Origin of the sequence: Kribbella sp. NPDC059898, assembly GCF_042730855.1 — a bacterium.
Taxonomy (GTDB): domain Bacteria; phylum Actinomycetota; class Actinomycetes; order Propionibacteriales; family Kribbellaceae; genus Kribbella.
This window is the reverse complement of record NZ_JBHWKR010000008.1, coordinates 317,728-344,115: the sequence shown is the minus strand read 5'-3', so window position 1 is coordinate 344,115 and position 26,388 is coordinate 317,728. Positions and strand designations below refer to the sequence as shown.

At 68.8% G+C, this 26,388-nt stretch carries 24 protein-coding genes and 1 tRNA gene; 17 read left to right on the top strand and 8 right to left on the bottom strand.

Features of this window, described 5'->3' with window-relative positions:
- Positions 1–69 precede the first annotated feature (69 nt).
- Together ACFV9C_RS25990 and ACFV9C_RS25985 are read left to right on the top strand one after the other, a co-directional pair.
- Positions 70–1,074 carry an alpha/beta hydrolase gene (locus tag ACFV9C_RS25990; RefSeq protein WP_380197559.1) on the top strand — a complete coding sequence of 335 codons (1,005 nt, stop codon included), beginning with the start codon at positions 70–72 and terminating at the stop codon, positions 1,072–1,074.
- Positions 1,075–1,169: 95 nt separating this feature from the next.
- Positions 1,170–1,877: a type 1 glutamine amidotransferase domain-containing protein gene (locus ACFV9C_RS25985; RefSeq protein WP_380197557.1), complete on the top strand. Its 708-nt coding sequence runs from the start codon at positions 1,170–1,172 to the stop codon at positions 1,875–1,877.
- A 217-nt stretch (positions 1,878–2,094) separates the two neighbouring features.
- Here the strand turns inward: ACFV9C_RS25985 and ACFV9C_RS25980 are convergent.
- The 3 genes from ACFV9C_RS25980 to ACFV9C_RS25970 form a co-directional block, all read right to left on the bottom strand.
- Positions 2,095–2,167, bottom strand: a tRNA-Val gene (locus tag ACFV9C_RS25980).
- Between the two features lie 33 nt (positions 2,168–2,200).
- Entirely contained in the window at positions 2,201–2,659 is a 459-nt protein-coding gene (locus ACFV9C_RS25975) for a peroxiredoxin (RefSeq protein ID WP_380197555.1), read from the bottom strand.
- Positions 2,656–3,099, bottom strand: a complete 444-nt coding sequence (locus tag ACFV9C_RS25970) for a DUF3052 domain-containing protein (protein WP_380197554.1) — start codon at positions 3,097–3,099, stop codon at positions 2,656–2,658. The genes ACFV9C_RS25975 and ACFV9C_RS25970 overlap by 4 nt, the downstream gene beginning before the upstream one ends.
- Before the next feature lie 319 nt (positions 3,100–3,418).
- On the opposite strand from ACFV9C_RS25970, the gene aceE reads away from it, so the two are divergent.
- The gene (aceE, locus tag ACFV9C_RS25965) at positions 3,419–6,145 is read left to right on the top strand and encodes a pyruvate dehydrogenase (acetyl-transferring), homodimeric type (RefSeq protein WP_380197625.1); all 2,727 of its coding nucleotides are present in this window, start codon (positions 3,419–3,421) and stop codon (positions 6,143–6,145) included.
- Between the two features lie 65 nt (positions 6,146–6,210).
- On the top strand, positions 6,211–6,750 hold the full coding sequence (locus ACFV9C_RS25960) for a GNAT family N-acetyltransferase (RefSeq protein ID WP_380197552.1): 540 nt from the start codon (positions 6,211–6,213) through the stop codon (positions 6,748–6,750).
- Here the strand turns inward: ACFV9C_RS25960 and ACFV9C_RS25955 are convergent.
- A complete protein-coding gene (locus tag ACFV9C_RS25955) occupies positions 6,722–7,126 on the bottom strand; it encodes a RidA family protein (RefSeq protein ID WP_380197550.1) in 405 nt (134 codons plus the stop codon). The genes ACFV9C_RS25960 and ACFV9C_RS25955 overlap by 29 nt on opposite strands.
- 134 nt (positions 7,127–7,260) lie before the next feature.
- Here ACFV9C_RS25955 and ACFV9C_RS25950 point away from each other — a divergent pair, with 134 nt between their 5' ends.
- Genes ACFV9C_RS25950 through ACFV9C_RS25920 form a run of 7 tightly spaced genes read left to right on the top strand, consistent with a single transcriptional unit; the run spans position 7,261 to position 13,446 of the window.
- Complete coding sequence (locus tag ACFV9C_RS25950) at positions 7,261–8,220, top strand: Gfo/Idh/MocA family protein (RefSeq protein ID WP_380197548.1); 960 nt, start codon at positions 7,261–7,263, stop codon at positions 8,218–8,220.
- A complete protein-coding gene (locus tag ACFV9C_RS25945; RefSeq protein ID WP_380197546.1) occupies positions 8,217–8,996 on the top strand; it encodes a creatininase family protein in 780 nt (259 codons plus the stop codon). Before ACFV9C_RS25950 ends, ACFV9C_RS25945 begins: the two co-directional genes overlap by 4 nt.
- The gene (locus ACFV9C_RS25940; protein WP_380197544.1) at positions 8,993–9,751 is read left to right on the top strand and encodes an amidohydrolase family protein; all 759 of its coding nucleotides are present in this window, start codon (positions 8,993–8,995) and stop codon (positions 9,749–9,751) included. The genes ACFV9C_RS25945 and ACFV9C_RS25940 overlap by 4 nt, the downstream gene beginning before the upstream one ends.
- The gene (locus ACFV9C_RS25935) at positions 9,748–10,848 is read left to right on the top strand and encodes a mandelate racemase/muconate lactonizing enzyme family protein (RefSeq protein WP_380197543.1); all 1,101 of its coding nucleotides are present in this window, start codon (positions 9,748–9,750) and stop codon (positions 10,846–10,848) included. The genes ACFV9C_RS25940 and ACFV9C_RS25935 overlap by 4 nt, the downstream gene beginning before the upstream one ends.
- Positions 10,845–11,720, top strand: coding sequence for an amidohydrolase family protein (locus ACFV9C_RS25930; RefSeq protein WP_380197541.1), 876 nt, complete (start codon positions 10,845–10,847; stop codon positions 11,718–11,720). Before ACFV9C_RS25935 ends, ACFV9C_RS25930 begins: the two co-directional genes overlap by 4 nt.
- Positions 11,717–12,457: an amidohydrolase family protein gene (locus tag ACFV9C_RS25925; protein ID WP_380197539.1), complete on the top strand. Its 741-nt coding sequence runs from the start codon at positions 11,717–11,719 to the stop codon at positions 12,455–12,457. Before ACFV9C_RS25930 ends, ACFV9C_RS25925 begins: the two co-directional genes overlap by 4 nt.
- A gap of 29 nt (positions 12,458–12,486) precedes the next feature.
- Positions 12,487–13,446 carry a dihydrodipicolinate synthase family protein gene (locus ACFV9C_RS25920; RefSeq protein WP_380197537.1) on the top strand — a complete coding sequence of 320 codons (960 nt, stop codon included), beginning with the start codon at positions 12,487–12,489 and terminating at the stop codon, positions 13,444–13,446.
- 96 nt (positions 13,447–13,542) lie between these two features.
- On the opposite strand, the gene hisD is transcribed toward ACFV9C_RS25920, so the two are convergent.
- The 3 genes from hisD to ACFV9C_RS25905 all read right to left on the bottom strand — a co-directional run bounded on the left by hisD (position 13,543) and on the right by ACFV9C_RS25905 (position 17,067).
- Positions 13,543–14,799 carry a histidinol dehydrogenase gene (hisD, locus tag ACFV9C_RS25915; RefSeq protein ID WP_380197535.1) on the bottom strand — a complete coding sequence of 419 codons (1,257 nt, stop codon included), beginning with the start codon at positions 14,797–14,799 and terminating at the stop codon, positions 13,543–13,545.
- A 2-nt stretch (positions 14,800–14,801) separates the two neighbouring features.
- Positions 14,802–16,187: a hypothetical protein gene (locus ACFV9C_RS25910; RefSeq protein ID WP_380197533.1), complete on the bottom strand. Its 1,386-nt coding sequence runs from the start codon at positions 16,185–16,187 to the stop codon at positions 14,802–14,804.
- Between the two features lie 88 nt (positions 16,188–16,275).
- Entirely contained in the window at positions 16,276–17,067 is a 792-nt protein-coding gene (locus ACFV9C_RS25905) for an IclR family transcriptional regulator (RefSeq protein ID WP_380197531.1), read from the bottom strand.
- 129 nt (positions 17,068–17,196) lie between these two features.
- Between ACFV9C_RS25905 and ACFV9C_RS25900 the strand changes: the two genes are divergently transcribed.
- From ACFV9C_RS25900 to ACFV9C_RS25875, 6 genes are read left to right on the top strand one after another with little or no spacing between them, the layout of a single operon-like run.
- Positions 17,197–19,173, top strand: coding sequence for an ABC transporter substrate-binding protein (locus ACFV9C_RS25900; RefSeq protein WP_380197529.1), 1,977 nt, complete (start codon positions 17,197–17,199; stop codon positions 19,171–19,173).
- A 15-nt stretch (positions 19,174–19,188) separates the two neighbouring features.
- Entirely contained in the window at positions 19,189–20,193 is a 1,005-nt protein-coding gene (locus ACFV9C_RS25895) for an ABC transporter permease (protein ID WP_380197528.1), read from the top strand.
- The gene (locus ACFV9C_RS25890; RefSeq protein ID WP_380197526.1) at positions 20,190–21,290 is read left to right on the top strand and encodes an ABC transporter permease; all 1,101 of its coding nucleotides are present in this window, start codon (positions 20,190–20,192) and stop codon (positions 21,288–21,290) included. The genes ACFV9C_RS25895 and ACFV9C_RS25890 overlap by 4 nt, the downstream gene beginning before the upstream one ends.
- The gene (locus ACFV9C_RS25885) at positions 21,287–22,348 is read left to right on the top strand and encodes an ABC transporter ATP-binding protein (protein WP_380197524.1); all 1,062 of its coding nucleotides are present in this window, start codon (positions 21,287–21,289) and stop codon (positions 22,346–22,348) included. Before ACFV9C_RS25890 ends, ACFV9C_RS25885 begins: the two co-directional genes overlap by 4 nt.
- Before the next feature lie 28 nt (positions 22,349–22,376).
- Entirely contained in the window at positions 22,377–23,342 is a 966-nt protein-coding gene (locus ACFV9C_RS25880) for an ABC transporter ATP-binding protein (RefSeq protein WP_380197523.1), read from the top strand.
- A 56-nt stretch (positions 23,343–23,398) separates the two neighbouring features.
- Positions 23,399–24,862 carry a peptide MFS transporter gene (locus ACFV9C_RS25875; protein WP_380197521.1) on the top strand — a complete coding sequence of 488 codons (1,464 nt, stop codon included), beginning with the start codon at positions 23,399–23,401 and terminating at the stop codon, positions 24,860–24,862.
- Here the strand turns inward: ACFV9C_RS25875 and ACFV9C_RS25870 are convergent.
- Positions 24,859–26,370, bottom strand: a complete 1,512-nt coding sequence (locus ACFV9C_RS25870) for an FAD-dependent monooxygenase (protein WP_380197519.1) — start codon at positions 26,368–26,370, stop codon at positions 24,859–24,861. The two genes, ACFV9C_RS25875 and ACFV9C_RS25870, sit on opposite strands and share 4 nt — an antisense overlap.
- Positions 26,371–26,388 lie beyond the last annotated feature (18 nt).

Below are 26,388 nucleotides of genomic sequence, written 5' to 3'. Positions count from 1 at the left end.
CCGTCAATGTTAGCAGTGCACACATTGCATGTTGCTTCTCGGAGCGCAAAGCGCAGACAGGAGACCATGATGGCTGAACCGTCTCCCCCCGTCACCCCCTACCTCGAGCCCGGGGCCAAGGAGCTGTGCGAGCAGACCGACCCGCACCCCCGGATCTACGAGGTTCCCCCGGAGCAAGGGCGAAAGATCCTGCTCGACCTGCAGAGCGGCGAGGGCGTCGAACGTCCCGATGCCGACGAAGAGTGGGTCGACGTCGACGCCGGCGAGTGGGGCACGGTGCGCACCCGCATCATCCGAGCCAAGGGCGCTACCGGCCCGCTTCCCGTCGTGTTCTACCTCCACGGAGCCGGTTGGGTCTTCGGCGACGACAAGACCCACGACCGCCTCTTCCGCGAGTTGACCGTTGGCGCAGGCGCCGCGGGTGTCTTTCCGGTTGACGACAACGCCCCGGAGAAGGGCTACCCCACCCAGGTCGAGCAGAACTACGCCGTCGGCCGGTGGGTGCTCGAACACGGCGCCGAGCACGGTCTGGACACCTCACGCATCGCGGTCACCGGAGAGTCGGTCGGAGGCTGCATGTCGACGGTCTTCGCGCTCATGAACAAGGACCGCGGCGGCATCGACCTCAAGACGCAGGTGCTGCTGTACCCCGTCACGAACGCCGACTTCGACACCCCCTCCTACCTGCAGTTCGCCGAGGGCTACTTCCTCACCCGCGACGGTATGCAGTGGTTCTGGGACGCCTACACCACCGACCCGGCAAAGCGAGCGGAGAAGTACGCGTCCCCGCTGCAGGCCACACTGGAGGACCTCAAGGGTCTCCCGCCGACGCTGGTCATCACCGACGAGGCCGATGTGCTTCGCGACGAGGGTGAGATGTACGCCAACAAGCTGCGCGAGGCCGGGGTCGACGTCACGTCTGTCCGCGTCCAGGGCATGGTCCACGACTTCCTGCTCCTGGACAGCCTGCGCGACGCCAAGGCAGCCAACATCGCCGCCACCTCGCGACCGACGCCCTCAGGACGGCCCTCCAGTAAGCCGAGTGGCCGTCCCTGGACCGCCCGACGCGGCTAGGGACGGCGCTTCACGGCGCCAGTGTTGTTCATTCCACAACGACAGTCAGTCTCCAATGATGAGAAAATGGAACTAGCACTAAACGGAGAAGTCACATGACACAGCAGCCCAATAAGACCAAGCGCATCTTGACCGTGGTCACCAATGTCGGTCACTACGACGACGCGTCACACGCCACTGGGCTGTGGCTCTCCGAGCTCACCCATGCTTGGCACGTCTTCGACGAGGCTGGTTTCGAGCAGACCCTCGTCAGCCCATCTGGCGGCAAGGTGCCGCTAGAGCCGCGGGCACTGAAGTTCCCCAACTACGACAAGACCGCCAAGGCATGGCGTGCTGACCCGGCCAAGATGGCACTGCTGGAGAACACCCTCAGCCCCGACCAGATCGACTCTGCCGACTACGACGCCATCTACTTCACTGGCGGTCACGCCGTCATGTATGACTTCCCAGACAGCGAAGGCCTGCAGCGCATCACCCGCGAGATCTTCGAGCGCGGTGGCATCGTCTCTTCGGTCTGTCACGGCTACTGCGGGCTGCTCAACACCAAGCTCTCTGACGGCTCATACCTCATCGCCGGCAAGAAGATGACCGGCTTCGCCTGGACAGAAGAGGTACTCGCTCGCGTCGACAAGCTCGTCCCTTACAACGCCGAGGAGCGGGCCAAAGATCGGAGCGCACGCTACGAGAAGGCGAAGCTCCCGTTCGTCTCCTACGCCGTCGTCGACGGCAACCTCGTCACTGGTCAGAATCCTGGATCGGCCCAGGAGACGGCGCAGAAGGTCGTAGCCGCTCTCACTGATTGAAACCCAGCCGCCACAGGGCCCGTAGTCGGGCCGACAAAACCGGTGAAGGGGTGTGCTCGGCCCGGTTTCGAGTCCACTCAGCCTCGTTGACATAAGCACCATCGGAGCCCGCCATTCCGCGGCCAACTGACGACACATCAGCCCCAAAGGCCCCATAAATGCACTGAAGCGGGCAGTTTTCGGCCCGCTTCAGCAGGTTTCTCATTAGTAACCTCGGTGGGCGAAGAGGGACTCGAACCCCCGACATCTTCCTTGTAAGGGAAGCGCTCTACCAACTGAGCTATCCGCCCGGATCTAACGACCGGAGGAGTCTACCTGAGGTTTCAGCGCAGGCTTGCCAGGGCCTCGGCGTAGTCGTCGAGGTTTCTGGCCTGCGGCAGGGGGTTGACGATCGACCAGCGGACGGTCCCGGAGCGGTCGATCACGAAGGTGCCGCGGAGGGCGCAGCCGCGGGCCGGGTCGAAGACGCCGTACGTCGAGGCGATCGCGCCGTGCGGCCAGAAGTCGGTCAGCAGGCTGAACGGGAGATTCTCGGCGTCGGAGTACGCGCGGAGGGTGAAAAGCGGGTCGCACGAGATCGCCAGGAACTCGGCCGACTCCAGCAATGCGGGGCGGTCCCGGAGGGCGGCCAGTTCGCTGGTGCAGACCTGGCTGAAGGCGTATGGGTAGAACACCAGTACGACGTCCCGGCGGCCGGCGTAGTCGCTCAGCCGGACCGGTTCGCCGTACTGGTTCTGGGTGCTGAAATCGGGTGCCCGGCTGCCCGCAGCCGGGAAGGTCACCCGCGGCGACCGGACTTCGGGACCACCAGCTTGGTCGCGGACCAGTCGTCGGTGATGCTCAGCGTGCTCGTCGTGGCCAGTCCGGCGACCGGCGCCGCCTCGGCGATGTCGCTGGTCTCGACGTACCCGTCGCGGCCGACCTTGGGCGTCATCAGCCAGACCACGCCACCGGCCTTCAGGTCGGTCAGGATGTCGAAGAACGCGTCGACCAGGTCGCCGTCGTCCTCACGGAACCAGAGCAGGACCGCGTCCACGACCTCGTCGGTGTCGTCACCGACGAATTCCTCACCGGTGACTTCCCGGATGGCGTCACGCAGGTCGTCGTCGCAGTCGTCGTCGTACCCGATCTCCTGGACTACCCAGCCGGCCTCCAAGCCCAGCCGGGAGGCCATGTTCGGGCCGCCGCTCTTGCCGTCCGCGTGATCCGCGGTCGCGCTCACGTGTCCTCCTCCGTGGTCCCCGCTTGCCCGGGGGTAGGTGTCATAGCTCTACTACTAGCGATACAGCTAGCGGTAGTCCATCGTGACGTACCGCGTCGCGCAAGTATGCACCAGGGTTCCGTGACGTGTCCGGTATCCGCGTGCCGGGTACCGGGCGTGTCCGCTGGGATCACGCCCGGCCGGCCGGAATCGGGCCGGAAGGGAAGGCAAAGTAGAACGCATTCCGAACAGGTGACAGGATTGCGGTGAAGACAACCAGAGAGAACGGCAGGACACCGTGGCTTCCGGACACGAACCACCAGCCATCATCACCGAGGGGATGCCCACCCAGCTCCCCGACATCGACCCCGACGAGACACGCGAATGGGTCGAATCGCTCGACGCTGTCCTTGACGAACGGGGCAAGGCGCGAGCGCGCTTCCTGATGCTCAAGCTGATCGAGCGGGCCCGGGAGCGACAGGTCGGGGTGCCCGCTCTGCGGAGCACCGACTACATCAACTCGATCCCGCCCGAGCGTGAGCCGTGGTTCCCCGGCGACGAGCACATCGAGCGCCGGATCCGGGCCTTCATCCGGTGGAACGCCGCGGTGATGGTGAGCAAGGCCAACCGCAAGGGCCTGGAGGTCGGCGGTCACATCGCCACCTACCAGTCGGCCGCGAGCCTGTACGAGATCGGTTTCAACCACTTCTTCCGCGGCAAGGACCACCCGGGCGGCGGCGACCAGATCTTCATCCAGGGGCACGCCTCCCCCGGCATGTACGCGCGCGCCTTCCTCGAGGGCCGGCTGAGCGCGGACCAGCTGGACGGCTTCCGCCAGGAGGTGTCGCGGGGCCCGCACAAGGGCCTGTCGTCGTACCCGCACCCGCGGCTGATGCCGGACTTCTGGGAGTTCCCGACCGTCTCGATGGGACTCGCGTCGCTGAACTCGATCTACCAGGCGCGGTTCAACCGCTACCTGCACAACCGCGGCATCAAGGACACCAGCCAGCAGCACGTCTGGGCGTTCCTCGGTGACGGCGAGATGGGTGAGCCGGAGTCGCTCGGCGCGATCGGCCTGGCCGCGCGCGAGGAGCTCGACAACCTCACCTTCGTGATCAACTGCAACCTGCAGCAGCTGGACGGGCCGGTCCGCGGCAACGGCAAGGTCATCCAGGAGCTGGAGGCGTTCTTCCGCGGTGCCGGCTGGAACGTCATCAAGGTGATCTGGGGCCGCGAGTGGGACAACCTGCTGGCCCAGGACCACGACGGCGCGCTGCTGAACAAGATGAACACCACGCCGGACGGCCAGTTCCAGACGTATTCCGTCGAGTCCGGTGAGTACATCCGGGAGAACTTCTTCGGCGGCGACGCGCGGCTGCGGCAGATGGTCAGCGGGCTGTCCGACGAGGACCTGCGCAAGCTGCCCCGCGGCGGTCACGACTACCGCAAGGTGTACGCCGCGTTCAAGAGCGCGACCGAGCACGTCGGCCAGCCGACCGTGATCCTCGCCCAGACCATCAAGGGCTGGACGATCGAGGCGCTGGAGGGCCGGAACGCGACCCACCAGATGAAGAAGCTCACCTCGGACGACCTGAAGGCGTTCCGCGACCGGCTGTACCTGCCGATCGAGGACAAGGACCTCGAGGACGCGTACAACCCGCCGTACTTCCACCCCGGCACCGACTCGCCGGAGTACCAGTACATGATGGAGCGGCGTAAGCAGCTCGGCGGTTCGCTGCCGGAGCGCCGGGTGCGGCCGAAGACGCTGACGCTGCCGGGCGACGACGTGTACAAGCCGCTGGCGAAGGGCTCGCACGCGCCGGTCGCGACCACGATGGCGCTGGTCCGGCTGTTCCGGGACCTGATGAAGGACCCGGAGATCGGCCACCGGATCGTCCCGATCGCGCCGGACGAGTACCGCACGTTCGGGATGGACTCGATGTTCCCGACCGCGAAGATCTACTCGCCGCACGGTCAGAACTACGACGCCGTCGACCGCAACCTGCTGCTGTCGTGGAAGGAGTCCACGGCGGGCCAACTGCTGCACGAGGGCATCAGCGAGGCCGGCGCGATGGGCTCGGTGCTCGCGGCGAGTACGGCGTACGCCACGCACGGTGAGCCGATGATCCCGTTCTACATCTTCTACTCGATGTTCGGGTTCCAGCGCACCGGCGACTGGATGTGGGCGCTCGGCGACCAGCTCGGCCGCGGCTTCCTGATCGGCGCCACGGCCGGCCGTACGACGCTGACCGGCGAGGGACTGCAGCACGCGGACGGGCACTCCCCGCTGCTGGCCTCGACGAACCCGGCCGCGGTGCACTACGACCCGGCGTTCGCGTACGAGATCCCGTACATCGTCAAGGACGGTCTGCGGCGGATGTACGGCTACGGGCTGGACGAGAGCAAGCCGTACGGCGAGGACGTGTTCTACTACCTCACCGTCTACAACGAGCCGGTCCCGCAGCCGGCCGAGCCGGAGAACCTCGACGTCGCGGCACTGCTGAAGGGCCTGTACCGCTTCAACGAGGGTCAGGTCGCCGACCACGAGGACGCGCCGCGCGTGCAGCTGCTCGCGTCCGGCGTCGGGCTGCCGTGGGTGCTGAAGGCCCAGCAGATCCTCGCCGACGAGTACTCCGTGGCCGCGGACGTCTGGTCCGTGACCTCGTGGAACGAGCTGCGCCGCGACGCGGTCGCCGCGGAGCAGCACAACCTGCTGCACCCGGACGAGCCGGAGCAGGTGCCGTTCGTGACCGAGCAGCTCAAGGACACCAAGGGCCCGGTCGTTGCCGTCAGCGACTTCATGCGCGCGGTGCAGGACCAGATCTCCCGCTGGGTGCCGAACGACTACACCTCGCTCGGGACCGACGGCTGGGGCCTGGCCGACACCCGGGCCGCGGCGCGGCGGCACTTCCAGGTCGACGCCGAGTCGATCGTGGTCGCCACGCTGGAGATCCTGGCCAAGCGCGGCGACGTGAAGCCGGAGGTCGCCGCCGAGGCGGCCCGCAAGTACCGGATCGACGACCCGACCGCGGTCGCCGGTGTGAAGCAGGAGGGCGCCGGCGCCTGATCCGCGCCGACCCCCGACGGGCCGCTCACCACCTGGTGAGCGGCCCGTCTTCTACTCTCGAACGCATGCGTGAGCTGATCGAACCGACCGTCGTACTCCGCGACTCCTGGCTGGACTCGTCCGCCGAGTGGGGCGGTGAGCACCAGGACGGCGCCGGGCTCTGGGAGGCCGGAGACCTGAGCACGGCCGAGGGCTTCGCCGCCTGGGTCCAGCGCCTGCGCGAGCAGGACGACGACAGCCGCCCGCCGACAGCGGACTGGGTGCCGGCGAACTTCTGGTGGATCGTCGAGGACGGCACCTACCTGGGCGCGATCACGTTGCGGCATGCCTTGAACGAGAAGCTGCTCGAGGGCGGCGGGCATATCGGGTACGGCGTTCGGCCGTCGGCGCGTGGGCGTGGGGTGGCGAGCTGGGCGCTCGGGGCGGTGCTGGACCGGGCGCGGGCGCGGGGGATGGACCGGGTGCTGGTGACGTGTGACGACGGGAACGTGGGGTCGGCGCGGACGATCGAGCGCAACGGTGGGGTGCTGGAGGATGTGCGGGACACCTGGCTGGGGCGGGCGCGGCGGTACTGGATCACGCTGGGGCCGGCCGGTGCGCGATGACCTCGATCTCGACGAGGATCTCGCCCAGGTCGGCGCCCGCGGTCAGCCGGGCCGGGTACGGCGGCGTGAAGAACTCGGGGAAGACCGAGTCGTAGCCGTCCCAGTCGCGCTCGGCGTTCTGCAGGAAGGCCGTCACCTTCACCACGTCGTCGAGGCCGCAACCGGCCGCCGCGAGGATCGCGGACAGGTTCCGGAACACCTGCCGGGTCTGCTCGGCGGCGTCACCCGGCCCGACGATCTCCCGGGTCACCGGATCGAGCGGACCGAGGCCGGCGGTGAAGACCAGGTCACCGGCGGTCCGGGCCTGGGAGTAGTGGCCGCGCGGTGCCGGAGCGGCGTCGGTGGAGACGGATCCTACGAGGGAATCTGGGGCCATGCGCACAATGCTAGATATATCTTCGGTATTTCGGCTATAGCGGATCAGTCCGTGGCGAGGTATTGCGGGCGGTGTGAGCACCTCTTAAGCTTCGGGAAACAGAAACTAATTCCGATATTCTGAAGGAGCACAGGATGCGGGTGGCGCTCGTGGGGCTCGGGGCGATCGGCCTCGGCGCGCATCTGCCCGCCCTTGTCCGGCATCCCTGCGTCGACGTGGTCCAGCTGGTCGATCCGGACCCCGTACGCCGCGAAGCCGCCACCGGTCAGGGCATCCGGCCGGCCGCCGACCTCGACCCGGGCGGGGTGGACGGGGTCGTGCTGGCGACGCCGCCGTGGGTGACGCCCGAGTTGGTCGTGCGGTACGCCGAGGCCGGGCTGTTCGTGCTGGCCGAGAAGCCGGTCGCCACCTCGGTCGAGGCGGCGCGGATCTACGACCGGCTCGCCCCGGAGCAGCGGCGGCGGGTGCAGATCGGGCTGACGTACCGGCACGATCCGGCGATCCGGCAGCTGAAGACGTGGATCGACGACGGCACCCTCGGTACGCCGGTGCTGGTCCGCGCGCACATCTACGACGAGGCGTACAGCCCGGCCAAGCGCGAGCACGCCTACCTCATCACCCGCACCCTCGAGCACGGCAGCCCGGTGGTGCACGAGGGTGCGCACGTCTTCGACTGGCTGAGCTACCTGCTCGGCGGACCGCCGGAACACGTGGACGACGCGTGGTCCCAGCGCACGCGCACCGGCCTGCCCGCGGCCAACCTGACCGGCGCCCGGATCAGCTATCCCGGCGGCCACCAGGCGCTGGTCGAGTTCGGGTGGTTCACCGCGGCGCTCCCCCGCTGCGAGCTGACGTTCCTCGGCGATCGCGGGCTCGCGACGCTCGACGGGTTCACGTTCGACCTGCGGCTCGGCACCGCCGACGGGGAGCGCGAGGTGCGGTTTCCGGGCGATCGAACGACGCGGTGCTTCGACCTGCAGGTGCAGCGGTTCGTCGAGTTGTCCGACGGGGCGCGGAAGTCCGGCGTACCGTCGTTGGACGACGGGATCGCCGCGTTGCGGACCGCCCAACTTGTCGCCGGGAGGGCCGGATGACGTACGTCCGCTGGCAGCACACGAACCGCGGTACGCTCGGCGAACTGTTGCCCGAAGCAATTGTCGTCGTACCGGTCGGAGCGACCGAGCAGCACGGGCCGCACCTCGCGACCGGCACCGACTGGATCCTCGCCGAGGCCGTCTCCGCCGCGGCCGCCGGCCTGGTGCACGAGCGTTCGCCCCGGCCGATCGTCCTCACCCCGCCACTCCCCTTCGGCGCCTCCGACCACCACCTCCCGTTCGGTGGCACGCTCTCCCTCTCCCCCGAGACGCTCCTCGCCGTACTCCTCGACCTCGCCCGTTCCCTGGAGGCCGACGGCGCCCGCCGTCTGGTCCTGGTCAACGGCCACGGCGGCAACACCGGCGCCTGTCATGCCGCAGCCGCCACAGCCTCCACCCGCTACAGCCTCAACGTCGCCCACGTCGACTACTGGAACCTCCTACCGCAAAGGCCCTCACCGCACACCTCCCCCACCACCGACGCTGACGCGGCGGGTGTGGGTGAGGCTCCGGTGCCGGGGCATGCGGGGCAGTTCGAGACTGCGTTGATGTTGGCTCAGGATGTGAAGTTTGTTGCTGAGCGCAAGGAACGCATCGATCCGCCGGGTGGGGACGTGGTGGACGACGTCGCGGTGCACAGCACGGAGAGCTGGCGGCGGATCGACGGGTTCACGGATCGCCCGGAGCTGGCCGACGCGGCGACCGGGCGGAGATGGTTCGACCAACTGGCGGTCGCGCTCGGCGACCGGCTGCTTCGACTGGCGGAGGTGCTGTGATCGACTTCCATACCCACACGCCGGCGTGGGAGACCGCGACCTGGCTGGGTGGGGCGGCCTTCGGGGCCGACGAGTTCGTGGGGTTCATGGACACGGCGGGGATCGAGCACGCGGTGGTGCTCAGTCACGACGGGCTGTTCGACCCGACGCCGGAGTCGAACGACCGGCTGGCCGAGTTCGTCCGCGCGTACCCGGACCGGATGACCGGTTTCGGCACCGTCGCCGTTCGCCGCAAGACCGCGGTCGACGAGGCCGAGCGGATGGTCGGCGAACTCGGCCTCCGCGGCCTGAAGCTGCATCCCTGGCTGCAGGGCTTCAGCATGCACGAACTGTCCCTCGACCCGATCTGCGAGGTGATCACCTCGGTCGGCGGCGTCCTGCTCAGCCACGACGGTACGCCGCCGTACTCGACCGCCGGCCAGATCGCCGCCCTCGCCCGCCGGCACCCGAAGCTGCGGGTCGTCCTCGGCCACGGCGGCCTGCACGACCTGTGGCGGGAGGCGCTCGCGATGACCCAGGAGACCGAGAACCTCTACCTCTGCATCTGCGGTACGCCGCCGTACGCCGCGCGCCGCATTCTCGCCGAAGCCCCGCCGCACAAGGTGATCTTCGGGACCGACGCCGGCCTGTCCGACAAGGCCAGCCAGGACTACGCGGTCGCGCGGATCAAGGAGATCGACGGCTGGGGCATCACCGACGCGCAACGCCAGGCGATGCTCGTCGACAATCCGCGCCGCCTGCTGGAGCCCGCGTGACGGCCACGATCGCAGCGATCCAGACCGCCCACGTCACCCTGAACGCCGACCCGGAACTCCTGGTCCGCGGCGCCCGCGGCCCGCACGACCGCTCCGACTTCCTGCTCGTCCGGGTCCGCACCGGCGACGGCGTCGAGGGGTACGGCGAGGTCAGCGCGACCCCGATCTGGTCCGGCGAGGACGGTACGTCGGCGGACCACTTCATCCGCACCGTCCTCGCGCCGGCCCTGGTGAACCGGCCATTGACGCCGGTCGGTGCGCTGGAAGACCTGATGGACAAGGTGCTGCAGGGCAACCCGTTCACGAAGGCGGGCGTGTCGATCGCGTTGTGGGACGCGTTCGCGCGAACCCTCGACGTACCGCTGGCCGTCGCGCTGGGCGGGCCGTACCGGACCGAGGTCCCGATCAAACTCTCGCTCTCCGGGAACGACGAGGAACTGGAGCGCGCGTACCAAGCGGCAACCGCGGCCGGCTTCGACGCCTTCAAGGTGAAGGTCGGCCTCGACCTGCCCACCGACCTCCACCGAGTACGCCGAGCCCGCGAACTGTCCGGCGACGCCTTCCTGGGCACCGATGCCAACGGTGGTTGGACCCGAGCCGAGGCAGTCAGAGCGGTCCCCGAGCTGAAGGCCTTGGGCGTTGCGTTCTTGGAGCAGCCGCTGGAGCCCCGCGACGTACGAGGGGCGAATGAGGTGCGGCAGCTCGGACTGCCCGTGATTGCCGACGAATCTGTGTTTGACGTGCACGATCTGCTGAGCGTGATCGAGGCGGAGGCCGCGGATACCGTCAGTTTGTATGTGGGGAAGAGTGCTGGGCCGGGGCGGGCTGTGCGGATGGGGCTGATCGCGGCGGCGCACGGGGTCGACGTGCTGATCGGGTCGAACGGTGAGTTGGGGATCGGCGCGGCGGCGCAGTTGCACGTCGCGGCCGCGTTGCCGCGGTTGTCGGCGTACCCGAGCGACATCATCGGCGCGCACTACTACACCGAGGACGTGCTGGCGAAGCCGCTGGACAGCGACGGGCGGTACGTCCGGCTGACCGGCGGAGCCGGCCTGGGAGTGACCTTGCGAGACGACCTGTTGCGGGAGTTCCGATGATCGTCGACGTCCATGCGCACACACCGACCCACCGCGACGCCGTCCCCGAGGGCGAGCGGCAGGTCTACCACAACTGGCGCAACGACCGCCCGGTGGAGACCGCGAACTCGTGGGCCGACTACGACCGGGCGATGGCGGCCGCCGACGTGTCGATCGTCTTCAACATCGCTGTCGACAATCCGCTCGAGCTGACCGGTCTGCCGTATCCGCCGGAGCGCTGCAACGACGCGACCGCGGAGTTCGTCAAGGACAACCCGGCGAAGCGGATCGGTTTCCTGTCGGTGAACCCGACGGCGCCTGACGCGCTGGAGGAGGCCGACCGCAGCCGCGAGCTCGGCCTGGTCGGCGTGAAGCTCGGCCCGAACTACCAGAACTTCGACCCGCTCGGCGAGCCCGCACTGGCGTTCTACGACTACTGCCAGCGGCACTGCCTGCCGATCCTGTTCCACTCCGGCGCCTCGCCGATGCGGCACGCGCCGCTGCGCTACACCTATCCGCTGGTCACCGACGAGATCGCGCTGCGGTACCCGGAGCTTCGGATCGTGATGGCGCACATGGGCCACCCGTGGAGCCGGGAGACGGTCGTGACGATCCGCAAGCACCCACATGTGTACGCCGACGTGTCGTCGATCTACCTGCGCCCGTGGGTGCTCTACCAGTCGCTGATCAACGCGGTCGAGTGGGGCGCGACCGGGAAGCTGCTGCTCGGGTCGGACTATCCGATCGCCACCACCGGCGAGGCGATCGCCGGATTGCGGACTGTCAACAACATCGTCGAAGGCACCCGGTTCCCGCGCGTCCCCGACGAGGTCGTCGACGGGATCGTGCACGCGGACGCCCTCGGTGCCCTCGGGCTGGAGGTGCCCGCATGATCATCGACGCCCATGTCCGGATCGGCGACAGCCGGGAGGCGAGCCTGAAGCCGGCCGGCCTGCTCGCCACGATGGATGCCCTCGGCATCGACCGGGCACTCGTCGCGCCGTCCGAGCGCTGCATCGCGTACGACAACCGCGAGGGCAACGCGGACACCGCGCAGGCGGCAGCAGAGTCGGACGGCAGGCTGCTCGCGTACGCCGTCGCGAACCCTTGGCGCGGCCGCGCGGCCCTCGACGAACTCGACCGCGCCCGCGACGCCGGTGCCGTCGCGCTCGCGGTGGACTCGGTACTGCAGGGGTTCGACCTGCTCGACGGCCTGCTCGACCCGCTGCTCGACTTCGCGGCAGGCGCCGGCTGGTTCGTGTACGTCCGCACCGGTACGCCGCCCACCGCGCTTCCGCTGCCGCTCGCCAGCCTCGCCCGCCGGCGGCCCGAGCTGCCGGTGCTGATGGGCAAGAGCGGCGCCACGGACTTCTGGATCGACGCGATCCCGGCCCTGCTGCACGCGCCCAACCTGTACGGCGACACGTCGTACGCGCCCTGGGACACGGTGCTCAGCGGGTTCCTCGCGGAGCCCGGGATCGGCGCCGAACGGCTCGTGTTCTCGACCGATTCGCCGTACACCGTGCCGCTCGCGGAGGTGGACCGGATCCGGGACTGGCCGGTCGAACCGGACCAGAAGGCGGCCGTCTTCGGCGGGAACATCACCAAGCTGCTGGGGCACCACCGGTGAGCACAGTGACCACACAACGGGAGGCAGACATGGTCACCACGGAGGAGATCGAGGCCGGGCGGGCGGGCGACGCGTCGCTGCTCGTACGCGGCGTGTCACCGGTGCTCGAAGTACCGTTCACCGCCGACGGCGAGGTGGACTACGACGGCTTCGACCGGGTCGTGCGGTACGTGCTGGGCACCGGCGTGACCAGCGTGATGTTCCCCGGCTTCGCGTCCGAGTTCCACAAGCTCTCCGAGGACGAGCGCCGCCGGCTGACCGAGATCCTGCTGTCGCACACCCGGGACCGGGACGACGTCGCGGCCGTGGTCGCCGTCCAGGATCACGCCACCCAGCTCGCGGCGCGGCGGGCGCGGGAGTCGGTGGAAGCGGGCGCGGACCTGATCAACCTGCTGCCGCCGCACTTCCTGTCGCCGTCGCGGGGTTCGCTGGAGCAGCACGTCCGGACGGTGCTGACCACGATCGACCCGGTGCCGATGGTGCTGCAGTACGCACCGACGGAGACCGGGACCAGCCTGGACGCCGACCTGCTGCGCGCGATCGCCACCGACCACCCGAACCTGCGGCTGGTCAAGGTCGAGTCGAGCCCGCCCGGCCCGCTGATCGCCGAGCTCGCCCAAGGTACGCCGCCGCTCGCGTCGGTCGAGGGGTACGCCGGCGTCCAGCTCCCCGACGCCGTACGCCGCGGCGCCGTCGGGACCCAGCCGGGCTGCTCGCTGACCGAGCTGTATGTCGAGATCTGGCGCCGCCTGACCACCGGCGACGGGGAGGCCGGCGTCGACCTGCACCGCCGGCTGCTGCCGTACATCTCGTACTGGATGCTCGACACCGAGCGGATCATCGCGGCCGAGAAGCTGATCTCGGTACGCCGGGGCCTGTTCGCGAGCGCGTACTGCCGCGAGCCCGCCCACCGCCTGGACACCGAGGAGATCCGGATGGTCGACCGCCTCGTCGCGGAGTTCGCCGACCTCCTGCCCCACCTGGGCTGACGTTTGAGGGGTTAACCACGCAAATTGCCCGTTCACCGGCTGGATGCAGCAGGTGAACGGGCAAGGCGCGAGGTTAACCCCTCAAACGGGTCTGGTTCAGGGGGCGCGGAGGCGGGCGGTGAGGGCGTGGCCGTACATCAGCTCGGCATCGGCGATCGCGGCTGTCGACGGGGCGATCGAACGAGCGCCGTCGGCGGTCAGGCGCTGGTACGTCACCGTCTTCAGGAACTTCCCCACCCACAGTCCGCCCGTGTACCGCCCGGCGCGGCCCGTCGGCAGCACGTGGTTGGTCCCGATCGACTTGTCCGAGAACGCCACCGTGGCTTCCGGGCCGATGAACAGCGACCCGTAGTTGCGCAGGTTCGCGGCGTACCACTCGTCGTCCGACGTCTGTACTTCGAGATGCTCCGGCGCGTACGAGTCCGAGATCTCGATCGCCTCCTCGCGGGACTCGCAGACCACGACCGTGCCGTGTTCCCGCCACGCCGCGCCTGCTACCTCGACAGTCGGCCAGTCCCCCGCCAGCCAGCGCTCGACCTCGGCGATCACCGCCGTACCGAAGGATCGTGAGGTGGTGACGAGCAGCGCCGGGCTGTTCGGGCCGTGTTCGGCCTGGCCGAGCAGGTCGGCGGCGACCAGGCGGGCGTCGGCGGACTCGTCCGCGATCACCGCGACCTCGGTCGGGCCGGCGAGCAGGTCGATGCCGACCGTACCGAACAGCTGCCGCTTCGCCTCGGCGACGTACGCGTTCCCGGCGCCGACTACCAGGTCGACCGGCGGTACGTCTTCGATGCCGAAGGCAAGCGCCGCGAAGGCCTGGACGCCACCCAGACACAGGATCACGTCGGCGCCGGCGAGGTTCATCGTGTAGAGCTGCGGGCCGTAGATGCCGGCGGCGTCGCGGGGTGGGGCGACGGCGACGACGGTGTCCACGCCGGCGACCTTCGGGACGGTGACCGTCATGATCGAGGATGCGATCAGCGGGTACCGGCCGCCGGGTGAGTACGAACCCACCTTCGCGACGGGGAGGTGGCGATGGCCCAGAACTACACCTGGAAGGGTTTCGGTCTCCAGGTCGGTGAGGGTGGCTCGTTGGGCGCGGGCGAAGCTTTCCACCTGGGAGCGGGCGAACTCCAGGTGTGCCGCCAGGTCGTCGTCGACCGTCGCCGCCTTGATCTCGGCGGCGGATACGACGAACGAGTCCGGCTCCCACTGGTCCAGGCGGGCGGACCACCGGCGGATCGCCGGGCCGCCCTCCTGCTCCACCTCGGACAGGATCCGGCTGACGGTGTCGATCACTTCCTGCTGCCGCTCGACCCGTTGCGGCCACCCGGTCTTGAGGTGTTCGGCCATGATCACCCTCCTTGGTACACACGCGAGATGGCCGCGAAGATACGCGCCGGACGGTCCCGCAGGTAGTGGTCGTAGACCGACAGGAGTGGACCACTGCCGCGCAGGATCCAGTCGGCGTCCTCTTCGAACCCGCCGTTCCGGATGCCGAGCCCGATCGACTCGACGTGGTCCACACCGACGTCGATGTACTGCCCCGCCGTCTCTTTCAGCACGTGCAACCGGAACGTCACGTCCACGACGTTGCGTCCGGCAACGTACTGCGTGACGTCGACAGGGCCCTCCATGCCGTCACCATTGGTCCACACGGGCCAGCGCTGTTCGTACAGGTCCATGGTCCACACGACCGCGTCGTCGATCAGCAGCTCCAACTGGTACAGCCCGGGCTCGATCCCCGGCGAGAGGAACCAGCGGTGGTACCAGAACGACACCTCGTAGCGCGGCGACCGCGGATCGACCGGCACCCGCTGCGTCGCGGTGGCCGTCGTACCGGCGGCGGCCCGGCCGCGCGAGTTGACCAGCGCCAGCCGGCCGTCGCCGTACAGCGCCTTGTTGTCGGCGGTCGGCGCCGGCCCGTCGTCCAGCTGGGTGCCGTACGAGATCACGCCCGGGATCCGGCCGGCCGCGACGTACTCGGCCGTCGTCGTCAGCGTGTCGGTGCAGTACTGCGGGGTCGCGTGCAGCGGCGCGTCCAGGAACCGGCCGGTGTAGATCAGCGGGATGAGCTCCAGCCCGCGCGGGTCGGTCAGCGCGAGGATCCCGTCCAGGCAGGCGCCGAGCGAGGACGCGACCGTGGTGTTCTCGTGGTGCCCGTCGAGGAACGGGTAGATGATCCCGTCCACGAACTCGCCATACTTGTCGAGGAACTCCGGGTTGGTCGCCATCCCGAAGTACGCGCAGGTGTAGAACCGCAGGTCGGGAGCGTGGGACAGGAACTCCCGCATGTACTCCGGCGTGAACAGCGTGGCGTTGTTGCCGACCTCGAAGTCGTCGATCGCCCAGGCCTTGAAGTTCGGGTACTTCACCGCCAGCTCGGCGAACGCCTTCGCCCAGCCGACGTAGTCCAGCCGGTACGGACGGGAGGCGCGGCCGTACTCCGACGTCTCGGTCGGCGGCACGATGTACGGGATCACGTCGATCCCGGCGGCCGCGGCGGCGGGCAGGAACTCGTCGCACAGGTCCTCGAAGTCGGTGGCGGAGTCCCAGATGCAGTACAGGTACGTGTTCGCGTTCAGGTCGAGCAGCCGGCGGACCAGCGCCGGGGTGTCCAGGTGCCGGTAACCGTCCGCGCGCGGCTGGCGCTCGCGGAGCGAGGCGCCGACCGTGTTGCCACCGGTCAGGGTGGCCTTGATACCGCCGGCGGGCTGGGGATACGGGCCGTGCGTGGTCATCGCAACCACTCCTCAGTATTTTCGAGATTTCGAAAACGATTCCGCTATCTCAGAAAAGCCTAAGTCGCTCGCCGGGCCCCGGCAAGCCTCAGAGCTCGGTCGCGCCGAGCCGCTCGGAGATCGTGGCGGCCAGCTGGACCAGTCCGGACTGCGCCTGCTTGCGCTTGTCCCGGGTCAGGTCCCGCGCGAACGAGGTGACCCCGACCGCGCCGGTGACGTGGCCGCCGGCCGCGAAGAACGGCGCGGCGACACAGGCGATGTCCGCCTGCTCCTCCTGGTCCTCGACCGCGTACCCCTGCTTGGCCACCCGGGCCAGCTCGGCCCGGAAGCTCTCCTCGTCGACCGGCTTCGCCTTCGGCCCGTAGCCGGGCTCGAGCCGGGTGAGCAGCGGCTTCAGGTCCTCTTCCGGCAGGTACGCCGCGATCGCCCGGCCGAGGGCGGTCAGGTTGAAGTGCGAGACCTTGCCCGGATACGTGTCGAACTGGATGAACCCCGGCATCGCGGCCTTCGCGACGTACACGACCGAGGAGCCGGTGAGGACGCCGATGTGCACCGGCATGCCGAGCCGGTCGGCCAGCTCGCGCATCTCCCGGGACGCGACCGAGGACAGGTCGACCTTGCGGATCAGCTGCGTTGCCAGCCCGTACAGCCGCAGCGTCGGCCGCCAGAAGTGGCTGCGGCCGACCACCCGCCTGGTCGCGTAGTCGCGCTGCTCGAGCGTGTAGACGATCGACGCGCAGGTCGCCAGCGGGATCTTCGCCTTCTTGGCCAGCGCCGTGAGCGTGAGCTCCTCGTCGGACTCGACCAGGGTCTCCAGCACGGTCAGCGCCCGTGCGACCGCCGGCGACGGCGATCGGTCCCCCGCTGTCTCACTCACCATGCTCGGAGTGTAGCGCCCGGGCCGGAAGCTTTCTTCGAGTCACGGTATATACGGCATCATGAAAATGCACCTCAGATCTTGAAGTATGCAACGATTCGTGTCACTGTCCGACAAAGGGAGGTAGCCGCCATGTCCGATCCCCTGAGCCGCCGGACGTTCCTCCGGGTCTCCGGTCTCTCGCTGTCCGCGACCGCCGTCGCGGGCTGTTCGTTCTTCTCCACCGATGCCAAGAAATCCACCGGTTCGGCCGCCGCCGACGCCGGCGCCAAGGAGTCACCGGTCCTGACCAAGCTGGTCAAGGACGGCAAGCTCCCGCCGCTCGAGCAGCGGCTGCCCAAGAACCCGCTGGTGGTCAAGCCGATCCAGAGCGCCGGCAAGTTCGGCGGGGTCATGCAGCGCGGCCAGATCGACCGGAACGCCACCCAGAACCAGTACGTCGAGTTCGCCGGCCTGCTGGAGTGGACGCCGACGACCCCCGCGAAGGCCGGCCCCGGCCTGGCCGAGAAGTGGGAGATCGAGGACGACGGCAAGACCTACGTCTTCCACCTGCGCGAGGGCCTGAAGTGGTCCGACGGCCAGCCGTTCACCACCGACGACCTCATGTTCGCCTACGAGAAGGAGTTCCTGAACAAGGAACTCAACCCGGTCTTCCCCGGCTGGCTCGCGCCCGGCGGGAAGCCCGGCAAGTTCGTCAAGGTCGACGACCACACCCTGCGGATGGAGTTCGAAGTACCGCATGGTCTGCTGCTGAAGTACCTGTGCTTCATCGGGCTGACCGGATTCGGCTCGTCGTCCGCACTGTTGCTGCCGGCGCACTACCTGAAGCAGTTCCACAAGGACTTCGCGACGCCGGCGCAGCTCCAGGCCGCGATGAAGAAGGACCCCGCGCCGTCCTGGGCCGAGTTCTTCTCGAACAAGCGGAACATCTGGAAGAACGCCGACATCCCGGTCCTCGGCCCGTGGAAGCTGGTCGCGCCGCTGCAGGGCTCGGGCGTGACAGCCCGCCTGGACCGCAACCCGTACTACTGGAAGGTCGACGAGCAGGGCCGCCAGCTGCCCTACATCGACAGCCAGCAGTACACGGTGATGCCGTCGGAGACCCTCGGGCTGCGCGCCGCGAACGGCCAGCTCGACCTGCAGGTCACCGACATCCAGGCCGAGCAGCTCCCGTTGCTGATCAAGAATCAGGAATCCAAGGGCTACAAGGTCAACCGCTGGGTCGCCGAGCCGAACACGTCGCTTCAGCTCAACCAGAGCCACCCGGACCCGGTACTGCGCACCCTGTTCCAGAAGCTCGACTTCCGCGCCGGTCTCTCGCACGCGATCAACCGCAAGGAGATGAACGACGCGCTGTTCGCCGGCCAAGGCTTCGTCCGGCACCCGTGTGCCCAGCCCGAGGACGAGTACTGGGAGAAGGGCATGGGCCAGCGCTTCATCGAGTACGACGTTGCCGAGGCCAACAAACGCCTCGACGCCGCCGGCCTCACCAAGCGCGGCCCCGACGGGATGCGGCTGCGGCCGGACGGCAAGAAGCTGCAGCTCGTCGGCCGCTGCTTCGAGGTCGGTGTCGGCATCGACGCGATCAGCGTGCTCGAGTACGCGCAGCGGTACTGGAAGGCCGTCGGCATCGACATGGTCGCCAAGCAGATGACGCTGGAACTCTGGTACGACGAGATCCCGCACGGCAACTACGACCTGGTCGCGTACCCGCCGGCCACGATCCTGTGGGACATCGACTCGCTCTGGTACATCCCGACCAACGGCCTGACCTACTGGGCGCCGAAGTTCGGCAACTGGTACGGCAACCACAAGGACCCGTTCGGGATGGAGCCGACCGGCGACTTCCGCAAGCTGCAGCAGCTGTACGACGAACTGGTGACCACCGCCGACGACGCCAAACGGCTCGACCTCGGCCACCAGATCCTGCACCTGCACGACCAGAACGTGTGGATCATCGGCACCGTCGGTACGCCGTTCCAGCCGTTGATCGCGGCCGGCGACCTGAAGAACGTCCGCCCGGACGCGATCGCCAGCTTCCGCACCCACTACGAGAACGCCTCGTCGCCGGAGCAGATGTACTTCGACTCCCCGGAGAAGCACTCCTGACCCGAAGGGACTCAATTGGCCGGCTATCTGCTCCGTCGCCTGCTGGCGATGCTGCCCACCGTGCTGCTGATCTCGTTCGTGTCGTTCCTGATCATCCAGCTGCCGCCCGGCGACTTCCTCACCTCGGTCGTCGCCAGGCTGCAGCAACAGGGGCAGACCGTCGGGGCGGATCAGCTCGCGGCACTGAAAGCGCAGTACGCGCTCGACAAGTCACCGTTCGAGCAGTACCTGCGGTGGATGTCCAACATCGTCCTGCACGGTGACTTCGGTCAGTCGTTCGAGTACAACAAGCCGGTCGCCCAGCTGATCGGCGAACGGCTGCCGCTCACCCTGGGCCTCGGCCTGGCGACGTGGCTGATCGGCTGGACGGTGGCGCTGGTGGCGGGGATCTACTCCGCTGCCCGGCGCTACTCGAAGCTCGACTACGTGATCACCGCGCTGACGTTCCTCGGCCTCGCGATCCCCGGGTTCCTGGTCGCGCTGACCGTCGTCTACCTGGAGTTCAAGCTGTTCGGGCAGACGCTGTCCGGGATCATGTCGCCGGAGTTCGAGGGCGCCCAGTGGAACCTCGGCAAGCTGCTCGACGTACTCAACCATCTGTGGCTGCCGGTGCTCGTGCTCGCCTCCGGCGGGGTCGCGGGCACGATCCGGGTGCTGCGGGCGAACCTGCTCGACGAACTGCACAAGCCGTACGTGACCGCCGCCCGCGCCCGCGGGCTGGACGAGCGCAAACTGCTGATGCGCTACCCGACACGGGTCGCGCTGAACCCGTTCATCGCCACGATCGGGTGGACGATCCCGGCGCTGTTCGACGGCGAGGTGCTGGTCGCGAGCGTGCTCGGCCTGGAGACCACCGGGCCACTGCTGCTGAACGCCCTGAAGGCCCAGGACATGTACCTGGCCGGCGGCATCATCCTGATCGCCTGCGTGCTGACCGTGATCGGCACGCTGATCTCCGACCTGCTGCTCGCCGCGGTCGACGCCCGCGTCCGGGTCGGGTACGTCGGGAGCGGCAAATGACGACCGTGGAAGCCGAACCGACGCTCGCGCTGGCGTCTCAGCGGACGCTGATCTGGCGCCGGTTCAAGCGCAACAAGCTCGCGGTCGTGTCGCTGTGGATCCTCGGGCTGATCTACTTCACCGCCGCGTTCTGCGAGTTCCTCGCGCCGCAGGCCCAGGACACGTACGCCGCCGACCGGGCGTTCGCGCCGCCACAGGTACTGAAGGTCTCGCTGACCTCGAGCCCGCACCTGTACGTCAACGGCTACAAGGGCACGCCGAACCCGGAGACGCTGCTCCGCGACTACACCACGGACAAGTCCCAGCGGTACGGCGTACGCCTGTTCGCGAAAGGTGACCACTACAAGCTGTGGGGGCTGATCCCGTCCGACCGGCATCTGTTCGGGCCGAGTCAGCACGGGGCGCCGTTCCACCTGCTCGGCACCGACGACCAGGGCCGGGACAACCTGTCGCGGATCATCTACGGCACCCGGATCTCGATGTCCGTCGGGCTGATCGGCGTACTCATGGCGCTCGTCCTCGGGCTGTTGCTCGGCGGCATCTCCGGGTACTTCGGCGGGCTCACGGACGGGATCGTGCAACGCGTGATCGAGTTCTTCATGTCGATCCCGACACTGCCGCTCTGGCTCGGGCTCGCGGCCGCCGTACCGCCGGGGTGGAGTGCGTTGAAGACGTACTTCGCGATCACGCTGATCCTGTCGCTGATCGGCTGGACCGGCCTGGCGCGGGTGATCCGCAGCCGGTTCCTGCAGATCCGCGGCGAGGACTTCGTACTGGCGGCCGAGCTCGACGGCGCCCGCTGGCACCGGGTGGTCGGACGGCACATGCTGCCCGCGTTCACCAGCCACATCATCGCGTCGCTTACCCTCGCGGTCCCCGGCATGATCCTCGGTGAGACCGCGCTGTCGTTCCTCGGGCTCGGGCTGCAGGCGCCGGTGGTCAGCTGGGGTGTGCTGCTCAGTACGGCGCAGAGCATCCGGGTGCTGACCGCGGCGCCGTGGCTGCTGGCGGCCGGTGCCGCCGTGGTGATCGCGGTGATGGCCCTCAACTTCGTCGGTGACGGCCTCCGGGACGCCGCCGACCCGTACGAATCATGAGGAGGGACGTGGGCGAGCCGCTGCTGGAGATCGAGAGGCTCAGTACGCACTTCGACACCGCTGACGGACTGGTGAAGGCCGTCGACGACGTGACGCTGCGGGTCGAGCCGGGGAAGACGCTGTGCATCGTCGGTGAGTCCGGCTGCGGGAAGAGCGTCACCGCACGGTCGATCCTGCGGCTGGTCGACCCGCCCGGGGAGATCGTTGCCGGCAGCATCCGGTTCCGGTCCGGCGGCGAGGTGGTCGACCTGGCCGGGCTCGACGCCCGCGGGCCGGAACTGCGGCGGATCCGCGGCAAGGAGATCGGGATGGTGTTCCAGGAGCCGATGGTCGCGCTCAGTCCGGTGCACACGATCGGGCAGCAACTGGTCGAGGTACTGCGGCTGCACGAGGGGCTGGGCAAGAAGGAAGCGCGCGAGCGGGCGATCGCGGAGCTGCGCGGTGTCGGGATCCCGCAGCCGGAGCGGCGGATCGACGCGTACTCGTTCCAGCTGTCCGGCGGGATGCGGCAGCGGGCGATGATCGCGATGGCGCTTGCTTGCCGTCCGCAACTACTGATCGCGGACGAGCCGACGACCGCGCTCGACGTGACCACGCAGGCCCAGATCCTGCGGCTGCTGCGGACGCTGCAGGAGGAGCGCGGGATGGCGATCCTGTTCATCACCCACGACCTCGGCGTGGTCGCGGAGCTCGCGGACCGGGTCGCGGTGATGTACCTCGGGAACGTCGTCGAGGAGTGCGACGTGGACTCGCTGTTCCACGACCCGCGGCATCCGTACACGCGGGCGCTGCTCCGCTCGGTCCCCCGGATCGAACGGCGGGCCCGCCGCAGACTGCCGACGATCCGCGGCCAGGTCCCCCATCCCCAGCAACGCCCGACCGGCTGCCCGTACCGCACCCGCTGCGACCACGTCGTACCGGGCGAATGCGACACCGAAAACCCGGCCCTGGTCACCGACGGCACCCGAGAGGTCCGCTGCGTCCACTACCCAACCGCCGAATCCATCCGCACCGGCCACGACCTACAACCACTGGAGGCGATCGCCGATGCCGGCTGACGACATTCTGCGGGTTGAGGGTTTGACGATGCGGTTCAGTGGTGGGAGCGGGTTGTTCGGGCGGCGGAACCGGGCGACGGTGCACGCGGTCGACGACGTCGATCTCGTCGTACGGCGGGGTGAGACGCTCGGGCTGGTCGGGGAGTCGGGGTGTGGGAAGACCACGCTCGGACGGTGCATCCTGCGCGCGCACAAGCCGACCGCGGGGCGGCTTGTGTACCGGCGTGCGGACGGCACCGAGGTCGACCTGGCCGGACTGTCGCGCGCGGAGCTCCGGCCGCTCCGGACCGAGATCCGTACCGTCTTCCAGGACCCCAACTCCTCGCTCAACCCGCGGATGACTGTCCAGCAGATCGTCGCCGAACCGCTGATTGTCAACAATCTGGCAACCGGCAGCGAGGTGAAGGACCGGGTCGGCGAGGCCCTCCGACGCTGCGGCCTGCGCCCCGAGCTGATGCGCCGCTACCCGCACGCCTTCTCCGGCGGCGAGCGCCAGCGGATCGGGATCGCCCGGGCACTCGTCACCGAACCGCGGCTCGTCGTCGCGGACGAGGCGGTCAGCGCCCTCGACGTCTCCGTCCGCAGCCAGATCCTCAACCTCCTGGAAGACCTCCAGGACGAACTCGGCCTGACGTACGTCTTCATCTCCCACGACCTGTCGGTCATCCAGCACCTCTGCAACCGGGTAGCGGTCATGTACCTGGGCCGGATCGTCGAGGAAGCCGAGACCGAGGACCTGTTCGAGCGCCCCCGGCACCCGTACACCGAGGCGCTGCTCCGCTCGGTCCCCCGCCCCGACCCCCGCCTGCGACGACGCGACGATGTACTCCCGGCCGGCGAGATCGCCATCCCCGACCAGACGTTCACCGGCTGCCGCTTCCAGCCGCGCTGCCGGTACGCCGTGGACCTGTGCGCGCAGGTGGAGCCGGCGACCGTGCCGCGCTGCCACCGGACCGACGAGCTGGAGTTGGACGGGGTGTACGCCACGATCTGACGTTCCCGGTTGCTACGGTCGGACCTGCAGTCCGATCTCACGGGGAGTAGTCGATCATGTCCGAAACGCAACAGGCCGGGGAGAAGTCCTTCTTCGGGCATCCGCGCGGGTTGATGACCCTGTTCACCACCGAACTGTGGGAGCGGTTCAGCTACTACGGGATGCGCGCGATCCTGCTGCTGTACCTCACCGACAAGGCGCACGGCCTCGGACTCGGGCAGTCGCTCGGCCAGGCCGTGGTGTCGATCTACGGCGCCTCGGTCTACCTGCTCTCGGTGCTCGGCGGCTGGTTCGCCGACCGCGTCTTCGGCGCCCGCCGCACGGTGCTGTACGGCGGCAGCGTGATCGTCGCCGGCCACCTGTGCCTGGCGCTGCCGTCCACGGGTCCGGCGTACGCCGGGATCGCGCTGGTTGCCCTCGGCACCGGTCTGCTGAAGCCGAACGTGTCCACGATGGTCGGCACGTTGTACGAGCAGGGCGATCCGCGCCGCGACTCGGCGTTCTCGATCTTCTACATGGGGATCAACATCGGGTCGTTCTCGGCGCCGTTCGTGGTCGGGTTCCTGCGCCGCGAGTTCGGGTTCCACGTCGCGTTCGCGGCCGCCGCGGTCGGGATGACGCTGGCTTTGGTCGCCTACCTGCTCGGCCGCCGGACGCTGCACGGGCGCGGCGACACCCCGCCGAACCCGCTGACCGCCGCGGACCGGCCCGGGATGGTCAAGGTGTCGGTCGCCGTGCTCGCGCTGCTCGGTCTGGTGTTCGCGTGGTCGGCCTGGCGGTCCGGCGGCATCGGCCCGAAACCGGTCGTCGACGCGATCTCGTACCTGTGCTTCCTGGCCCCGATCGCGTACTTCGTGATGCTGCTGCGGAGCCCGCTGGTGACACCGGTCGAGCGGCAGCGGGTCCGCGCGTACATCCCGCTGTTCATCGCGGCGATGCTGTTCTTCATGCTGTTCGAGCAGGCGGCGACCACGCTGACGTCGTTCGCGGCCGACCGTACCCAGTTGAAGCTGTTCGGCGCGGAGATCTCGCCGGAGTTCTTCCAGTCGGTGAACCCGTTCTCGATCATCGTGCTGGCGCCGGTGTTCGCGGTGATCTGGATCAAGCTCGGCGACCGTGGGCCGTCGATCGGCCAGAAGTTCGCGACCGGGCTGCTGCTGGCCGGTGTGTCGTTCGCGGTGATGTCGCTCGCGTCATCGGTGGCCGGCCGCAACCTTGCGTCACCGTTGTGGCTGGTCGGGGTGTACGTGATCCAGACCCTCGGCGAGCTGTTCCTCTCCCCCGTCGGCCTGGCGGCCACCACCCGGCTCGCCCCGCAGGCGTTCCTGAGCCAGATGATGGCCCTCTGGTTCCTCGCCCCCGCGGCCGGCCAGGCCATCACGGCCCAACTGGTGCAGGCGACGCAAGGCGCGTCGGACACGGCGTACTTCGGTGGGCTGGCGGTCGTGACGATCGTGGTCGCGTTCGTCGTCTACGGGTTCGCCCCGTGGATCCGCCGCCACACCGAGGCCCAGAGTTAGCCGATCCAGGTCTTGAGGGATTCGTCGAGGCCGGTTGTGGTGTTGGCGTCCGACGCCCACGCGACGTAGCCGTCCGGGCGGATCAGTACGCCGGTGAGTTCGCCGGCGTACTTGGTGGTCAGGACGCGGACCCGATCGCCGGCGAGGTCGCGGAGTGCCGAGGAGTCGGCGAGGTCCAGCAGCAGCGCCTTCCCGTCGAGCAGGTGCTCGCCGAGCCGCGTGCCGTCGGAGAACTCGAAGTCCGGCGCCCCGGATCCCACCAGCTCATGGTCACCCTCGATCGGGTACCGGTGCAGCACTCCCGACAGCTTCTTCGCCAGGTACGTCGACCCGCTCGCCGACCGCAGCAGATCCGTGACGACGTCGCGCAGCGCCGCGCTCCGGAAATCCGTCCGCATCAAGGCGATCTGCGCCCGTGTCCAGTCCAGCACCCACGCGCCGACCGGGTGCCGCTCGGTCGTGTAGGTGTCGAGCAGTCCCTCCGGCGCGGTGCCCCGAACGGTCGCCGCGAGCTTCCAGCCGAGGTTGACCGCGTCGCCGATCCCGAGGTTCAGCCCCTGACCGCCGAACGGCGAATGCACATGCGCCGCGTCCCCCGCGAGCAGCACCCGACCCTTCCGGTACGACGTGACCTGGCGCGCGTTGTCGGTGAACCTGGTCGCACTGTGCACCGCGGTGACCGTGACCTCGACACCGGTGACGCGCCGCAGACTTCCCTGGATCTCCTCGGCGGTGATCGGTGCGTCGCGATCCTCGGGCGGTCCGTCGAACTCGACCGTCAGCACCCGCCCGGGCACCGGCCCGTGGGCGTAGACACCCGTCGGCGTGTGGTTCCAGCTGCTCTTGAGCCCCTCCGCCCCTTCGAGCTCCACGATCGCCTGCCGCCCGGTGATCTCCGGATCCGTCCCCGGGAAGTCGAACCCACCCAGCTTCCGCACCAGACTCCGCCCGCCGTCACACCCGACCAGCCAGGCCGCCCGCACCGTCACCTCGTCGACAATCCCGCCGGCCGGGCGGGCGTCGCTCAGGTGGACCGTGACGCCGTTGCCGTCGTCCTCGAAGCCGGTGACCTCGACCCCGCGGCGGATCTCCACGCCCAGCTCGGCCGCGCGCGCACCGAGTGCCGCCTCGACCGCCTGCTGGCCGACGGCGAAGATCGACCTCGCCGGACCCGCGTCCCGGAACGCCGGGTCCTCGAAGTCGACCTCGGCGGAGCTGACCATGATCCCGGCGAAGTGCCCGGCCGGCGGCGGCCCGCTCGGCCCCTTCCCACCCCGGAACGCCTTCATCTGCTCGAACGCCTGCCGCTGCACCTCCTGCAGCCCCGGCAGCATCCCGCGCCGGTAGAACGCCTCCGCGGTCGGCACATTGATCGACCCCGCCTTGATCGTCGGATCGATCTCCGTCAACCGCTCCACCACCAGCACGTCCAGCCCGGCCAGCCGGAGTTCGCAGGCCAGCATCAGGCCGACCGGCCCGCCCCCGGAGATCACCACGTCGTTGTCCATGCGACAAATAGTAGACCG

Excerpts from the sequence above, each read along its gene's own strand:
- ACFV9C_RS25910 (WP_380197533.1), bottom strand. The coding sequence starts at position 16,187 with ATGACCACGCACGGCCCGTATCCCCAGCCCGCCGGCGGTATCAAGGCC.
- ACFV9C_RS25990 (WP_380197559.1), top strand. The coding sequence starts at position 70 with ATGGCTGAACCGTCTCCCCCCGTCACCCCCTACCTCGAGCCCGGGGCC.
- hisD (WP_380197535.1), bottom strand. The coding sequence starts at position 14,799 with ATGGCCGAACACCTCAAGACCGGGTGGCCGCAACGGGTCGAGCGGCAG.
- ACFV9C_RS25900 (WP_380197529.1), top strand. The coding sequence starts at position 17,197 with ATGTCCGATCCCCTGAGCCGCCGGACGTTCCTCCGGGTCTCCGGTCTC.
- ACFV9C_RS25950 (WP_380197548.1), top strand. The coding sequence starts at position 7,261 with ATGCGGGTGGCGCTCGTGGGGCTCGGGGCGATCGGCCTCGGCGCGCAT.
- ACFV9C_RS25885 (WP_380197524.1), top strand. The coding sequence starts at position 21,287 with ATGAGGAGGGACGTGGGCGAGCCGCTGCTGGAGATCGAGAGGCTCAGT.
- ACFV9C_RS25985 (WP_380197557.1), top strand. The coding sequence starts at position 1,170 with ATGACACAGCAGCCCAATAAGACCAAGCGCATCTTGACCGTGGTCACC.
- ACFV9C_RS25925 (WP_380197539.1), top strand. The coding sequence starts at position 11,717 with ATGATCATCGACGCCCATGTCCGGATCGGCGACAGCCGGGAGGCGAGC.
- ACFV9C_RS25880 (WP_380197523.1), top strand. The coding sequence starts at position 22,377 with ATGCGGTTCAGTGGTGGGAGCGGGTTGTTCGGGCGGCGGAACCGGGCG.
- aceE (WP_380197625.1), top strand. The coding sequence starts at position 3,419 with ATGCCCACCCAGCTCCCCGACATCGACCCCGACGAGACACGCGAATGG.
- ACFV9C_RS25930 (WP_380197541.1), top strand. The coding sequence starts at position 10,845 with ATGATCGTCGACGTCCATGCGCACACACCGACCCACCGCGACGCCGTC.
- ACFV9C_RS25890 (WP_380197526.1), top strand. The coding sequence starts at position 20,190 with ATGACGACCGTGGAAGCCGAACCGACGCTCGCGCTGGCGTCTCAGCGG.
- ACFV9C_RS25960 (WP_380197552.1), top strand. The coding sequence starts at position 6,211 with ATGCGTGAGCTGATCGAACCGACCGTCGTACTCCGCGACTCCTGGCTG.
- ACFV9C_RS25905 (WP_380197531.1), bottom strand. The coding sequence starts at position 17,067 with ATGGTGAGTGAGACAGCGGGGGACCGATCGCCGTCGCCGGCGGTCGCA.
- ACFV9C_RS25945 (WP_380197546.1), top strand. The coding sequence starts at position 8,217 with ATGACGTACGTCCGCTGGCAGCACACGAACCGCGGTACGCTCGGCGAA.
- ACFV9C_RS25920 (WP_380197537.1), top strand. The coding sequence starts at position 12,487 with ATGGTCACCACGGAGGAGATCGAGGCCGGGCGGGCGGGCGACGCGTCG.
- ACFV9C_RS25955 (WP_380197550.1), bottom strand. The coding sequence starts at position 7,126 with ATGGCCCCAGATTCCCTCGTAGGATCCGTCTCCACCGACGCCGCTCCG.
- ACFV9C_RS25875 (WP_380197521.1), top strand. The coding sequence starts at position 23,399 with ATGTCCGAAACGCAACAGGCCGGGGAGAAGTCCTTCTTCGGGCATCCG.
- ACFV9C_RS25870 (WP_380197519.1), bottom strand. The coding sequence starts at position 26,370 with ATGGACAACGACGTGGTGATCTCCGGGGGCGGGCCGGTCGGCCTGATG.